Consider the following 13571-nt stretch of genomic DNA (forward strand, 5'->3'; position numbering starts at 1 on the left):
TTACTCCAGGGGTTGGGAATGCAGCGACTGCAGCAGCCGGTAGCGACCGGGCGGCAGGTTTCGTTCCACGGTGATGCGCGGTCCGAACTGGCTGCCCGGCGCGACGATGCGACCGGGCAGGATGATCACGCCGACACCCAGCGCCGCGCCCTCACCGATCCAGGCGCCGAGCTTGTCGCGCTGGCTGTCGATGACGGTATTGCCGATGTGGACGGCGACCGTCGCACCATCCAGGCGATGGTTGCTGGTGCGTACCAGCGCGCCCAGGTAGGCACGGGCGTCGACGCGGCTGTCGGCGATGAAACATTGCGGGCCGATGCAGGCGCCGTCGCCGATCAGTGCGTTCTTCAGTTCACCTGCAAAGCCGATGCGCACGCCGTCACCGATACGCAATGGGCCGCGCAGCAGCGCATTGTTGCCGATCAGGCAGTCGCGGCCGATCGATACCGGCCCCTGCAGCTGGGCGCCGTCGCAGATGCGGCTGCCGGCGCCGATCCTCACCTTGCCCTGCACCATCGCGCGCGGCGAAACCTGTGCAGTGGAATCGACGTGCGGTGGCAGCGTCGAAAGCGCGGCGGCCATCGCGGCCAGGTCATTCCACCACATGCGGATACCTGGTCGGTTTGTCGCGCAGCGGTTCGCGTCCGGTGAACAGCCCGGCCACGCCGTGCATCAACCAGATCGCGTAGGCGAGCAGCACGTACAACATCGAGAACGCGGCGGCGGGTACCAGCCACGCCCGGCGGTGGTGGATCGCACTGATCACCGCCAGCAACATGACGATGCCAATCCAGAACAGCGGCATCACCGACAGGGAGAGGCCACCAGGCCCATGCAGCAGGGCCGCACCGAACCAGACCTGCAGGGTCAGCACGATGCCGGCCAGCGCGAGCAGCATCATCGGCAGGATGCTGAACAGGCCGAATCGGGTCAGCAGCAGGCCGCGATGCAGGCGCATGCACACCGCATAGCCGACGATCCAGCGCCGCCAGCGCCGCCATTCCTCCACCAGCGTGTTGCATTCCTGCGGGTAAACCACGCAGCGCACGCTCTGGCGGACGCGGTACCCCTGCGCGACCAGCGACCAGGACATGTCCAGGTCTTCCACGCGGGTGCGGTCGGAGAAGCCGACCTTGCGCAGCACCGAGGTACGGAACAGGCCACACGAACCGGAGACAATGAAGGGGGCGCCGCCCAGCCACTGCTGGAAGCTGCGCTTGATGACGATCATCGGCAGCTTCAGGCTGGCGCGCACATGCGGCAGGAAGCCGGCACCCTGCAGGCTGGACGACGGCACGCCACCGACCGCATCGGCACCGCGCTCGATCTCGTCCAGCAGGTGGCCCAGGCCGTGGCCGCGCGGATCGATATGGGTGTCGGCGTCGGTCAGGAACACCTGCTCGGCGGTGGCGTGCTGCAGGCCATGCATCAGCGCGCCGCCCTTGCCGGTGTTGGACTGATGCACCGCCACCAGGCGCCCGGGCCAGTGCGCCTGCAGCGCATCGAGCACCTGCGCGGTGTTGTCGGTGGAACCATCGTTCACGCAGATCACCCGCGCCACGTAGGGGTTCTGCAGCAGGCTGGTCAACGAGCGCTCCAGGCAGGGGGCTTCGTTGTAGGCCGGCACGATCGCATCGATGCTGTACAGGCGCGTGCTGGGGCGGCGCAAGGCCTGCACACACACACGCACCAGGATGAAGGCACACATGGCCAGGAACAGCAGCGTTTTCATCACAGCACCAGCCGGTAGGGCACGAAGCCTTCACTGGGGCCGATGCCGATCTGCTGGCCGCGGAACTGCGCATGGCAGCGCAGGTGATCCTCCTGCATGTAGTGGCGATCGCCCTGGCTGGCATGCTCGCGCAAGGCATGGATCTTCAGGTCCAGCTGTGCGCTGATGTCCTCGAATACCTGCGGTGCGAACTGTGGCAACGTGCTGGGGCTCTCGTAGCAGAGGATCTGCGGGATGCTGCGGCAGGCGATGATCGACGCTTCGTGGACGGTGCGATGGTCCTGGTGATGGTCTTCGCCGCACATCGTGTAGACGCGATGCGGTGCGATCTGCGCGCAGGCCTGCTCGAGCGCCGCGACGATGTCGTTGCGGCAGGCAGGAAAGCGGGTATCCGGGAAGTCCCGCTGGATCACCTCGGCCACACCCAAGCGCCGCAACGCGCGGTGCGATTCGTCGCCGCGGTCGATGCCGGCATGGCAGCCACGGCCCCCACGGCTGAGCACCAGCGCATGGATGCGTGCACCGGCGCGGGCCAGTTTGGCCAGGCTGCCGCCGCAACCGAGTTCGATGTCGTCGGGGTGGGCGCCGATTGCCAGAATGTCGAGAACCATGGCCGTGTCCTTGCGGAAACCAAGAGGGCAGCGGGCGGGTGCACCGTCCCGCGTGAAGAAGGCGGGAACTATCGCAACGTGAGCGCGGCGCGGGGCTAGGAGGAGTACGAAATGTGGCCGGACGGGCCACAATGCTCACCCTTGCTGCGGCAATTGAAAGAAGCGATGACGATGCGGCTTTCGGAATTGAAGAACGAACTGATGCACTTCGGTGCTGAAAACGACGCGCATGAAACCGAGCGCGCTCGGCGCATGCTCAACATCACGCCGGACACCGGTGAATTCCTGTCGGTACTGGTGCGTTTCGGCACCGCGCGCCGGGTGCTGGAAATCGGCACCTCCAATGGCTACTCCACGCTGTGGCTGGCCGAAGCCGCCGCCGCCATCGACGGCCACGTGACCACGCTGGAATTCGCCGAGGACAAGGTGGCGATGGCGCGATCCACGTTCGCGCGCAGCGGGTTGGCCGCGCACATCACGCTGGTGCATGGCGATGCCGGGCAGTGGTTGGCAGAGGCCGGCGAAGGCTGCATCGACCTGTTGTTCCTGGATTCGGACCGCGGGCAGTACGCCGGCTGGTGGCCGCAACTGCGCCGCGTGCTGCGGCCAGGGGGCCTGCTGGTAGTGGACAACGCCACCTCGCACGCGGAAGAGATGAAACCCTTGTGCCTGCTGCTGGACGCTGATCCGGACTTCAGCACCAGCGTGGTGCCGGTGGGCAACGGCGAACTGCTGGCCGTGCGCAACGCCTGATTGCCACGCCACAGACCCGGGGTCAGATCCCTTTTCCCGTGGAAAAGGGATCTGACCCCATACAGGGCACCCTTATAATCCCGCGGTGAGTACCGAACCTGACACCCTCGCCGCGGTCGAGACTGAAACCGCGCCCCTGCAGCTGCTGCACCTGGATGAGCGCCTGGCCGTGGTCAACAAGCCTGCCGGGCTGATGGTCCACGACAGCAAGCTGGCCCGTGGCGAAGATGATTTCCTGGCCGACCGCCTGCGTGAGCAGCTGGGGCGGCCGATCTTCCTCGTGCACCGCCTGGACCGGGCCACCAGTGGCTGCCTGCTCCTGGCCTTTGACCGCGAAACCGCCAGTTCGCTGGGCAAGGCACTGATGGGTGGCGAAGTGGCCAAGGACTACCTGACAGTCTGCCGAGGCTGGCCGGCCGAGCTGTCCTGGCGGGTGGACCATGATCTGGACGGTGGGCCGGGCAAGCCGGTGAAGAAGCCGGCGATCACCGATTTCCAGCGCCTGGCCACTGGCGAGCTGTCGGTGCCGGTGGGCGAATTCAGCAGCTCGCGCTACGCGCTGCTGCGCTGCCAGCCGCAGACCGGGCGCTTCCGGCAGATCCGCCGTCACCTCAAGCACCTGTCACATCACATGATCGGCGATACCAGCCACGGCGATGGGCGCCACAACCGCATCTTCCGCATGCAGGGCGTGCACCGCATGCTGCTGCACGCCGAGCGCCTGCGTTTTCCGCATCCGGAGGGCGGCAACGTGGATGTCAGTGCGCCGCTGGACCGCCAGTTCCAGAAGGCACTGGACCTGTTCGGCTGGCAGGTGGACGCAGTTTGACGGTAGTGCCGGCCGCTGGCCGGCAGCTGCGTGATTCCAGGTGTACTGGGGAGCCGGCCAGCGGCCGGCACTACCTCATTCTCGTTTCTTTTCCGGCTCGTTGACGATCGCTTCCAGGTCTTTCTGCAGGTCCGCAAACAGCGGCTGCATGCGCGCCTGGATGGCCACCATCACGTTCTGCATCAGTGCCGGGGTCTTGTCCAGCAGGCTCTGGCCTGCCGCGCTCTCGTAGAACTCGGCCATCGCCAGCACGTCTTCCTTGCTGAACGTCTTCTTGTACAGGTCCACGTACATCGGCCGCAGCTGCTGCCACGACATGGCCTGGCGCAGGGTCTGGCTGGTCCGCGCCTGGATCCGCTTCAGCTGCTCCTGCTGCTGGGCGGTGAGCTGGCGCTGCGCGGCCACCTGCTCGAACTGCTGCTGCTGCATGGCTTCGATCTGCGGCACCATGGTGTCGATCATGCTCTGCGCGCGCGAGGCCGACAGCAGGCGGTTGATGTCGCCGTCGGTCGGCGGGGCGGCCAGGGCCGGGACGCTGGCCGTGGCCAGTGCCAGCAGCAGGGCGGCGCGGCGCAGCAGGGACGGCAGGGCGGGTGCGAAGCGGGTCATGCGGGCTTCCTGCGGTACATGGGACCGCCAGCATACCCGCAGCCCAGGCGAAGGCGGCGTGTTCGGCGCCTGATCGGCGGCATACGGGGCGCGATGGCGCACTCCACCACGTGCCTGCCGCTACAATGCGTGGATGGGCAGTGGACCGGTCACCATCAGCGCGCAGCTTGAAATCCCCGACGGCGAGATCGTCGAGCGGTTCGTGCGCGCCAGCGGCGCCGGCGGCCAGAACGTCAACAAGGTGTCCACTGCGGTGGAACTGCGTTTCGACGTGGCCAACTCGCCCTCGTTGCCCGAACCGTTGCGCGCGCGGCTGTTGGCGCGGCGTGACCGGCGCATGACCGGCGAAGGCGTGCTGGTCATCGACGCGCAACGTTTCCGCACCCAGGATCGCAATCGCGAGGATGCGCGCGAGCGGCTGGCGGCCTTCATCCAGGCCGGGCTGAGCGTGCCCAAACCGCGCAAGGCCACCAAGCCGACCCTCGGGTCGAAACTGCGTCGTCTGGACGCCAAACGCGGGCGCGCGCAGATCAAGCGCGGGCGCTCATCACGTGACTGGGAGTGATTGCTTGAACAACCCGACTTCGTTGCTGCCGGCCGTGCCGCCGCAGATGCCGCAGGTCAAACCCAACGCCTTCCTGCGCTGGCTGGCGCGCTGCACCCTGCGCATGGGGGGCTGGAAGGTGACCGGCACCCTGCCTGACATCCCCAGGCTGGTCTTCATCATCGCCCCGCATTCGTCCAACTGGGACGGGCTGTGGGGCATGGCAGCGAAGATCGCGCTCGGCATGAAGGTGAAGGTGCTGGGCAAGGCGTCGCTGTTCTGGTGGCCGCTGGGCCCGCTGCTGCACCGGCTGGGCGTGATTCCGCTCGATCGCAGCTCGCCACAGGGCACGGTGGGCCAGGCGGTGGACCTGCTGCGCAACAACGAGAAGATGTGGTTCGCCATCACGCCCGAGGGCACCCGCAAGGCGGTGAAGGAGTGGAAGGCCGGCTTCCTGAAGATCGCCCGGATGGCCGACGTGCCGATCCTGACCGCGTATTTCCACTATCCGGAAAAGACCATCGGCATCGGTCCGCTGTTCACCCCGAGCGGCGACGATGTGGCCGACATGGCTGCCATCCGCGAGTTCTACCGGCCCTGGATCGGCAAGACCCGCGGTACGGTCTGAGCCTGCCGCAGGCCGCCGCATAGACGCCACGTCCGGCACATGCCGGGCGAGCGCGACAGGAGTAGGGTGGAGGGCTGGTATCCATACCGTCTGCCCAAGGAGCGTTTTACATGTCGCGTACCGTAGTCCTGGCCGCCGCCATCAGCCTGGCGCTGGCGGCCTGTTCCGGCAAGGAATCCACCCCCGTGTCCGATGCCCAGAAGACCCCGGCCCAGCAGCCGGCCGAAGCCTCCACCAATCCGCTGCTGAGCGCCAGCACGCTGCCGTTCCAAGCGCCGCCGTTCGACAAGATCAAGGACAGCGACTACCTGCCGGCCTTCGAAGAAGGCATGCGCCAGCACCTGGCCGACGTGCGCAAGATCGCCGACAGCAGCGAGCCGGCCACCTTCGACAACACCATCGTGGCGATGGAGCGCAGCGGCGAGACCCTGACCCGCGTGTCGCGCATCTTCTTCGGCCTGGTCCAGGCCGACACCAACGATGCGCGCCAGAAGATCCAGGAAGAAGTGGCGCCGAAGCTGGCCGCGCACCAGGACGAGATCAACCTCGATCCGAAGCTGTTCGCGCGCGTGAAGTCGCTGTACGACCAGCGTGACACGCTGGAGTTGGACCCGGTGCAGAAGCGCCTGGTCGAGCACTATTACGATGGCCTGGTGCGCGCCGGTGCGCAGCTGTCCGACGCCGACAAGGCGATCCTGCGCAAGCTCAACGTGGAAGAGACCACGCTCTCCACCCAGTTCCACACCCGCCTGGTGGCCGCGACCGCCGCTGCGGCTGTTGTCGTTGACGACAAGGCCAAGCTGGCCGGCCTGGACGAGGGCGCGATCAACAACGCTGCGGCCGCCGCCAAGGACCGCAAGCTGGATGGCAAATTCCTGCTGCCGCTGCAGAACACCACCCAGCAGCCGGTGCTCGGCTCGCTGAGCGATCGCGACCAGCGTGCCGCCGTTCTGAAGGCCTCTGAAACCCGCGCCGAGCGCGGTGATGCCAACGACACCCGGCAGACCGTGCAGCGCCTGGCCCAGCTGCGTGCGCAGAAGGCCAAGCTGCTCGGCTTCGACACCTTCGCCGACTATCAGCTGGGCGACCAGATGGCCAAGACTCCGGCTGCCGCGCTCAAGCTGCTGACCGACACCGTGCCGGCCGCCACCGCCAAGGCGCGCGCCGAGGCCGGTGAGATCCAGAAGGTCATCGACGCGCAGAAGGGCGGATTCCAGGTCGCCGCTTCGGACTGGGACTTCTACGCCGAGCAGGTGCGCAAGGCCAAGTACGATCTGGACGAGTCGCAGATCAAGCCGTACTTCGAACTGGACAACGTGCTGCAGAACGGCGTCTTCTACGCCGCCACCCAGCTGTACGGCATCACCTTCAAGCCGCGCACCGACATTCCGACCTACAACCCGGACATGAAGGTGTACGAAGTGTTCGACAAGGACGGCACCTCGCTGGCCCTGTTCTACACCGACTACTTCAAGCGTGACAGCAAGTCCGGCGGCGCCTGGATGGACGTGTTCGTCGAGCAGGACGGCCTGACCGGTGCCAAGCCGGTGGTCTACAACGTCTGCAACTTCACCAAGCCGGCCGCCGGCCAGCCGGCGCTGATCAGCTTCGACGACGTCACCACCATGTTCCATGAGTTCGGCCATGCGCTGCACGGCATGTTCTCGAACGTGAAGTACCCGTCGATCGCCGGCACCGCCACCTCGCGTGACTTCGTCGAGTTCCCGTCGCAGTTCAACGAGCACTGGGCACTGGACCCGAAGGTGTTCGCCAACTACGCCAAGCACTACAAGACCGGCGAGGCGATGCCGCAGGAACTGGTCGACAAGATTCTCAAGGCGCGCAGCTTCAACCAGGGCTATGCGACCACCGAATACCTGTCGGCCGCGCTGCTCGACCTGGCCTGGCACACGCAGAAGGCCGATGCACCGCTGCAGGATGTCGGCGCCTTTGAAGCCAGCGCGCTGAAGAAGTTCAAGGTCGACCTGCCGCAGGTGCCGCCGCGCTACCGCACCACCTACTTCGACCATATCTGGGGTGGTGGTTACTCGGCCGGTTACTACGCCTACTTCTGGGCCGAAGTGCTGGACCATGACGCCTACCAGTGGTTCACCGAACACGGTGGGCTGACGGCGGCCAACGGCCAGGAGTTCCGCGACAAGATCCTCTCGCGCGGCAACAGCGTGGAGCTGTCGACCCTGTACCGCGATTTCCGCGGCAAGGACCCGTCGGTGGAACCGCTGCTGAAGTTCCGCGGGCTGAAATAAGAAAGCGGAAACGGCGGGGGCAACCCCGCCGTTTTTCTTTGTGTAGAGCCGAGCCCATGCTCGGCTGGCTTTTTCTGGAGACGCAGCCGAGCATGGGCTCGGCTCTACACACAGCGTTACGTCCCCACGTGCACGCGGTTCGCCTGCTCGGCCAGGCCCAGGTGATCGAGCGCGATATCCAGCGCCAGCACATAACTCTGCGCGCCATACCCAGCAGCGATGCCCAGGCGCTGGCCGACACCGGCCGGCAGGCACGGTTCGGCCACTGCGCCGTCGTCATGCACCTCTACGTACGCGTTGTGCAGATAGGGCAGCAGCCGCTGCAGGCGCAGACTGTTGGCACACGCACCCGGATCGAGCAGCGTCACCTCGCCGCGGCTGTGATCGGCCACGCGCAGCGCATCAAGCAGTTCCTGTTCCGAACCGCAGGCGCGGATGGCCACGCTGGTGCCGGCGTCGATCGCGCGATGCACCAGCGACTTCAGGACCGGTGCCGGCAGCGGCATCGCGGTGCGGATCAGGGCGCCGGCCGCTTCCGGGCCGCGGATGATGAAGATCGACATGACTCAGCCCTCCTGCGCCAGGCGGCGGCCGACAATGGCCAGCGACAACGGGTAACCGGCCTGCTGGCTGCGCTGGTCGACCACCACGGCGGCCGGACCGTGCTGCAGGCGCAGACGTGCATCCAGGCCCGGCTCGCTGGGAGCCTGCAGTTCGATGTACTGCGCCGGCAGCCGTTCCAGTGCTGCCTGCAGCGCGCCACCTTCGGCCTGCCATTGCGCTTCGTCGGCGGTACCGACATCCAGCAGTACCCAGTCGGCGGAGCGCGCCTGCGGCTGGCACAGGCACTGGCGTACCTCGGACAGGCTGGCGCAGTCGCTGCACAGCACGCGATGGCCGGCCAGCTGTGCCGACAGCTGCGGACGCGGCGCCGACGAAGATGCGTGGCGGATCACCAGGAGGGTCATACAACACCTTGCGGAATGCGCCCTGTGGCGCGGTGGGCACACGATGCGCGTGCTGCCCGTAAAGGTGCGATGCCCGCCGCCGGGCCGGGGCGTAAAACCTGCGTAACCCCTTTTGCAGCGCCAGGGTTGCCAGGACTGGGCGCAGAGCAGCCGAGCGTAGGCTCGGCTCTACAGGAGCGCGGTGCGGGAACCTCTTCGGCCCGGATGTGGTCTGATGCAGCTACCACCCACCCGGATCCTGCCATGGACGCTGTTGCCCGCCCTCCCTTTTCCGAACGCGCGCTGGCCTGGCTGAAGAAAGAGGCGCTGCCGCTGCTGGTGATGCTCGGCCTGCTCGCCGCCGCCCGCGATACCCTGGCCAACCATTACGTGGTGCCGAGTGGTTCGATGCAGCCGACCCTGCAGCCCGGCGACCGGGTGGTGGTGGACATGCGCGCCTACGGTCTGCGCCTGCCATTCACCAACACGGAACTGATGGCGACCGGCACCCCGCAGCGTGGCGAGGTGGCGGTCTTCGACTCACCGGCCGACGGCACCCGCCTGATCAAGCGCGTGGCGGCGGTGGCCGGTGACCATGTGCAGATGCGCGAAGGCCATCTGAGCATCAACGGGCAGCCGCTGCAGATGGCCGACCTGCAGGACGTGGAAGCCTTCGGCGAGCGACGTGCCCGCCTTGATCTGGACATGGGCGGCGGTCCGGACATCGCCGACTTGGTGGTGCCGGCTGGCAAGGTGCTGGTGCTGGGTGACCACCGCGGCAACAGCTTCGATGGCCGCTTCTTCGGCTTCGTCGACGCCGACAAGCTCTACGGCCGCGCGGTGGCGGTGTACTACCGCCGGGGCGACGGCTTCGAGTGGCAGCGCCTGTAAGCTGAATTGATACTTCTCGTATATCAATCATTACCTATCAGGTTATGGATCGACTGGATAGACGGGCCTAGTCTGAGGCCCGTTCCCTCCCACGCTTGGCCGCCCCCACCGGCCCATCGATCCCATGACTGGCGAAACCGCGGCGGCCGTCGAACGCCGCCCCCCCACTGTCGACTCCAGCGCCGAGACCCGCATCCAGCAGGGCACACCGGCCTTCCGCCGCACCGCGCTGGCACTGTTCCTGGCCGGCTTTTCCACCTTCGGCCTGCTGTACACGGTGCAGCCGCTGCTGCCCGAGTTCAGCCGCCATTTCGGCGTGTCCGCCGCCGGCAGCGCGATGTCGTTGTCGCTGACGACCGGCACCTTGGCCGTGGCGATGCTGCTGGCTGGTCTGCTGTCCGATGCGGTCGGCCGCCGCCCGTTGATGATCGTCGCGTTGCTGGTCTCGGCCATGCTGTCGCTGAGCTCGGCGCTGGTGGATGACTGGACCACGCTGCTGGTATTGCGCACGCTGCTCGGCCTGGCGCTGAGCGGCGTGCCGGCGGTGGCGATGACCTACCTGGTCGAGGAAATGGACAGCCGCGCGCTGGGCCTGGCGATGGGCCTGTACATCGGCGGTAACGCCATCGGTGGCATGAGCGGACGCCTGCTGGCCGGCATCATCGCCGACCACTGGGGCTGGCGCTGGGGTATCGGCGTGGTCTCGATCATCGCGGTGGCCAGCACCGTGCTGCTGTGGCTTCAGCTGCCGCCGTCGCGCCACTTCCATCCCCGTCGTGACAGCCTGCGCCAGTTGCCGTCGCGCTGGCGCACGCTGTTCGCCGACCCGGGCCTGCCGTGGCTGTTCGCGACCTCGTTCGTGCTGATGGGCGTGTTCGTCACCCTCTACAACTACCTGGGCTACCACCTGCTGGCGCCGCCCTACCACCTCAGCCAGACCGTGGTCGGCCTGATCTTCAGTGTCTACCTGGTGGGCACCTTCAGTTCGGCGTGGATGGGCCAGCAGGCCACGCGCTACGGCCGCGGCCGCATCCTGTCGATCTCGTTCGCGTTGATCGGCGCGGGCATCGCACTGCTGGCAATGCCGTGGCTGAGTGCGATGGCACTGGGTATCGCGCTGGTCACGTTCGGCTTCTTCGGCGGCCACTCGGTGGCCAGCAGCTGGGTTGGCAGCCGCGCCGGTACGATGCGCGCCGAAGCCTCGGCGATGTACCTGTTCGCCTACTACCTGGGATCCAGCGTGCTGGGCGGGGTCGGTGGCCTGGCCTATGCGGCCTGGGACTGGCTTGGCGTGTGCGCGTTCGCGGCCGTGCTGACGCTGGTCGGCGGCGGTATCGTCTGGGCACTGCAGCAGCGCGCGCCGCAGCCGGTCACCGCGTGATCCACCGCGTACGGTAGTGCCGGCCGCTGGCCGGCATGCCGGCCCATGTGGGGTTGCCGGCCAGCGGCCGGCACTACCCGGGTGGGTTGCGCTTCACCCTTCGGCGAACGCCTCACGCAGCAGCGTGGCGAAATTGCGGATCAGCGGCGTTACCCGTTCGCGGTGCCAGGCCAGCTGCACTTCCGAATGCGCGCCAGCATCGGCCAGTGCCACGAAGCGCGATCCTTCCACGCGTATGTGATCGCATGACGACGGCAGGATCGCCGCACCCAGGCCCGCGGCGGCCAGGCTGATCAACGTCGATGCTTCACCGGCTTCCTGCACGATGCGCGGCGTGAAGCCCGCCGCCGCGCACAACGCGATCATGTGGTCGTGGATGCCCGCGCCGGCGCTGCGGCGGAACGCTACGAACGGCTCCTGAGCGAAGTCGCGCAGCGACAGCGTGCCCTGCTTCGACAGCCTGCGCAGGGCAGGGTGGTCGGCGTGCACGATCAGCGCCAGCGGGTCGACGAACAGGCTGTGCGCCACCAGTTCCGGCGGCAGCGCGCGCTTGCGGATGATGCCCACGTCCAGTGAACCGTCGAGCAGCGCGTCGATCTGCTGCAGCGTGTTCATCTCGCTCAGCTGCAGCCGCACCTGCGGGTACTGCTGACGGTAGCGCAGGATCGAACGCGGAATCTGCGGCGACAGCGGCGTGGCGCGAGTCAGACCGATGTGCAGTTCACCCTGCTCACCACGCTGTGCACGCTGCACCTCGTCCACGGCCGTTTCCACCTGCTGCACGATGGCGCGTGCACGTTCCTGCAGCAGTTCGCCCGCAGGCGTCAGCTGCACGCGGCGATGGCTGCGCACGAACAGGCGCGCGTCAATCAGTTCTTCCAGCTGGCGGATCTGTTGGCTGAGTGGCGGCTGTGACATGCCCAGCCGCTCCGCCGCCTGGCCGAAGTGCAGCGTATCGGCGACGGCGAGGAAGTAGCGCAGGTGGCGGAGTTCGATGGACATGGGTGCAGTTTATTCATCGTCAGCCGGAAATGAATCAGAGGCGGGGTCAGAGCCCGTTGCGCAGCAACGGGATCCGACCCCGTGCCGACCAACGGTCGGCACCCACCATGGGAAGCATTTCCCACAGTTCGCAGAAAACGGTCGAAGGCGGGGTGGGTCCGGTTGCGGGGGCGTGAGCGCCATGGATGGCGCGACCGAGCCTCCATGGACGGATTTACGGCGTCCCCCGTAACCGGACCCACCCCGCCATCCCACGGAAAGCCCGCTGTCGCCGTTGCTGTCGCTTCGGCCTCTGCAGGTGCAGGGCGCAGCCCTGCCGAACACCCCTCACCGCTCCGAATGCCCGCTCTGATCGTAATCGCGCGGACTGAACAACTCCGGCTGGATCAGCTCGATGAACGCCCGCGCCTGCGCCGACAACGCCTTGCCCCGGCGCACGATCACCCCGTAGCTGCGCTCGGGGAACCAGCGCTTCATCGATCGCGCCGCCAGCCGCTCGTGGTCGGCCTCGTTCAGGCACAGCGCCGGCACGATGGAAATGCCCATGCCCATCGCCACGTACTGCTTGATCACTTCCCAGCCCCCCACTTCCAGCGCCACGGTGTAGGCGATGCGGTGGCGCTGGAACACCTGGTCCACCAGGCGGTAGGTGATCTGCCGCTTCGGCGGCAGCACCAGCGGATAGCGCGCGATGTCGGCCAGCTCCAGCTCGCCGCCCTTGGCCAGCGGATGATCGTGCGGTGCGATCAGCACCTGCTCGAAGCGGTAGGCCGGGGCGTAGGTCAGGTCGGCCGGCACATCGGTCATCGAACCTATCGCCAGGTCGGCGGCATCCTCGCGCAGCAGGTCGGTGCCGTCGGCGCTGATCGCGTTGTGCAGGGTCAGGCGCACGTCCGGGTGGTGCAGGCGAAAGCGTTCGACGATCTTCGGCAGCAGGTACAGGATGGTCGAGCTGTTGGCGGCAATGTTCAGCTCGCCCGCGTCCAGGCCGCGCACCTTGTCGCGGAAGCGCGCCTCCAGCCCGTCCAGGTTCTCCACCAGCGGCTGTGCCATCTCGTACAGCAGCTGGCCCTCGCGGCTGGGCACCAGGCGCCTCCCGCTGCGCTCGAACAATGGCACCCCCAGCTCCCGTTCCAACGCCTGCAACTGCAGGCTGATGGCCGGCTGGCTGACGAAAAGTGCCTCAGCCGCCCGTGAGACGGAGCCGAGGCGCACGGTCTGGCAGAACGCGCGCAGCGGCTTGAGCCGGTCGGATTTGTAGGAAAAACGAGGACTTGGCGGGGTGTGTGTGCTCATCGTGTAACGAGTATTAGCACAACTTATGTAAAACATTGCAAAAACTGTTTTGCCAAATACTGAGGCCGGGAGGCACCGTGG

The 13571-nt window shown here is 67.0% G+C and carries 15 protein-coding genes; 7 read left to right on the top strand and 8 right to left on the bottom strand.

Translation table 11 applies throughout. The annotated features are described in order from the left end of the window. Genes ACSYHF_RS00910 through ACSYHF_RS00920 form a run of 3 tightly spaced genes read right to left on the bottom strand, consistent with a single transcriptional unit; the run spans nt 1 to nt 2343 of the window. The gene (locus ACSYHF_RS00910; protein WP_069138105.1) at nt 1–606 is read right to left on the bottom strand and encodes an acetyltransferase; all 606 of its coding nucleotides are present in this window, start codon (nt 604–606) and stop codon (nt 1–3) included. After that, nucleotides 593–1732, bottom strand: a complete 1140-nt coding sequence (locus ACSYHF_RS00915; protein WP_005420765.1) for a glycosyltransferase — start codon at nt 1730–1732, stop codon at nt 593–595. The genes ACSYHF_RS00910 and ACSYHF_RS00915 overlap by 14 nt, the downstream gene beginning before the upstream one ends. Continuing rightward, the gene (locus tag ACSYHF_RS00920; RefSeq protein WP_053500821.1) at nt 1732–2343 is read right to left on the bottom strand and encodes a PIG-L deacetylase family protein; all 612 of its coding nucleotides are present in this window, start codon (nt 2341–2343) and stop codon (nt 1732–1734) included. The genes ACSYHF_RS00915 and ACSYHF_RS00920 overlap by 1 nt, the downstream gene beginning before the upstream one ends. Nucleotides 2344–2508: 165 nt before the next feature. Between ACSYHF_RS00920 and ACSYHF_RS00925 the strand changes: the two genes are divergently transcribed. Together ACSYHF_RS00925 and ACSYHF_RS00930 are read left to right on the top strand one after the other, a co-directional pair. Beyond that, nucleotides 2509–3096 (top strand): O-methyltransferase, encoded by a 588-nt coding sequence (locus ACSYHF_RS00925; RefSeq protein WP_111127429.1) that lies wholly within the window; start codon nt 2509–2511, stop codon nt 3094–3096. 85 nt (nt 3097–3181) lie between these two features. Continuing rightward, nucleotides 3182–3925 carry a pseudouridine synthase gene (locus ACSYHF_RS00930; protein ID WP_005420759.1) on the top strand — a complete coding sequence of 248 codons (744 nt, stop codon included), beginning with the start codon at nt 3182–3184 and terminating at the stop codon, nt 3923–3925. A 75-nt stretch (nt 3926–4000) separates the two neighbouring features. Here ACSYHF_RS00930 and ACSYHF_RS00935 read toward each other — a convergent pair whose 3' ends face one another. Beyond that, entirely contained in the window at nt 4001–4534 is a 534-nt protein-coding gene (locus ACSYHF_RS00935; RefSeq protein WP_447576002.1) for a DUF2059 domain-containing protein, read from the bottom strand. Between the two features lie 133 nt (nt 4535–4667). On the opposite strand from ACSYHF_RS00935, the gene arfB reads away from it, so the two are divergent. The 3 genes from arfB (at nt 4668) to dcp (ending at nt 7973) form a co-directional block, all read left to right on the top strand. Continuing rightward, entirely contained in the window at nt 4668–5099 is a 432-nt protein-coding gene (arfB, locus tag ACSYHF_RS00940; RefSeq protein ID WP_005420755.1) for an alternative ribosome rescue aminoacyl-tRNA hydrolase ArfB, read from the top strand. Between the two features lie 4 nt (nt 5100–5103). Next, entirely contained in the window at nt 5104–5706 is a 603-nt protein-coding gene (locus ACSYHF_RS00945) for a lysophospholipid acyltransferase family protein (RefSeq protein WP_005420754.1), read from the top strand. Between the two features lie 110 nt (nt 5707–5816). Then, nucleotides 5817–7973, top strand: a complete 2157-nt coding sequence (gene dcp, locus ACSYHF_RS00950) for a peptidyl-dipeptidase Dcp (RefSeq protein WP_447576003.1) — start codon at nt 5817–5819, stop codon at nt 7971–7973. Between the two features lie 116 nt (nt 7974–8089). Here dcp and ACSYHF_RS00955 read toward each other — a convergent pair whose 3' ends face one another. Both ACSYHF_RS00955 and ACSYHF_RS00960 read right to left on the bottom strand, forming a co-directional pair. Next, nucleotides 8090–8536, bottom strand: coding sequence for a 3-dehydroquinate dehydratase (locus tag ACSYHF_RS00955; RefSeq protein WP_004153636.1), 447 nt, complete (start codon nt 8534–8536; stop codon nt 8090–8092). Nucleotides 8537–8539: 3 nt separating this feature from the next. Further along, complete coding sequence (locus ACSYHF_RS00960) at nt 8540–8941, bottom strand: hypothetical protein (protein ID WP_447576004.1); 402 nt, start codon at nt 8939–8941, stop codon at nt 8540–8542. 243 nt (nt 8942–9184) lie between these two features. On the opposite strand from ACSYHF_RS00960, the gene lepB reads away from it, so the two are divergent. After that, nucleotides 9185–9811 (top strand): signal peptidase I, encoded by a 627-nt coding sequence (gene lepB, locus ACSYHF_RS00965; protein ID WP_053501214.1) that lies wholly within the window; start codon nt 9185–9187, stop codon nt 9809–9811. A gap of 124 nt (nt 9812–9935) precedes the next feature. Beyond that, on the top strand, nt 9936–11192 hold the full coding sequence (locus tag ACSYHF_RS00970) for an MFS transporter (RefSeq protein WP_262220885.1): 1257 nt from the start codon (nt 9936–9938) through the stop codon (nt 11190–11192). 93 nt (nt 11193–11285) lie between these two features. On the opposite strand, the gene ACSYHF_RS00975 is transcribed toward ACSYHF_RS00970, so the two are convergent. Then, nucleotides 11286–12194: a LysR family transcriptional regulator gene (locus ACSYHF_RS00975; RefSeq protein ID WP_005420736.1), complete on the bottom strand. Its 909-nt coding sequence runs from the start codon at nt 12192–12194 to the stop codon at nt 11286–11288. Between the two features lie 327 nt (nt 12195–12521). Next, nucleotides 12522–13490: a LysR family transcriptional regulator gene (locus ACSYHF_RS00980; protein ID WP_329915974.1), complete on the bottom strand. Its 969-nt coding sequence runs from the start codon at nt 13488–13490 to the stop codon at nt 12522–12524. Nucleotides 13491–13571 lie beyond the last annotated feature (81 nt).

Source organism: Stenotrophomonas maltophilia group sp. P373 (assembly GCF_053295075.1).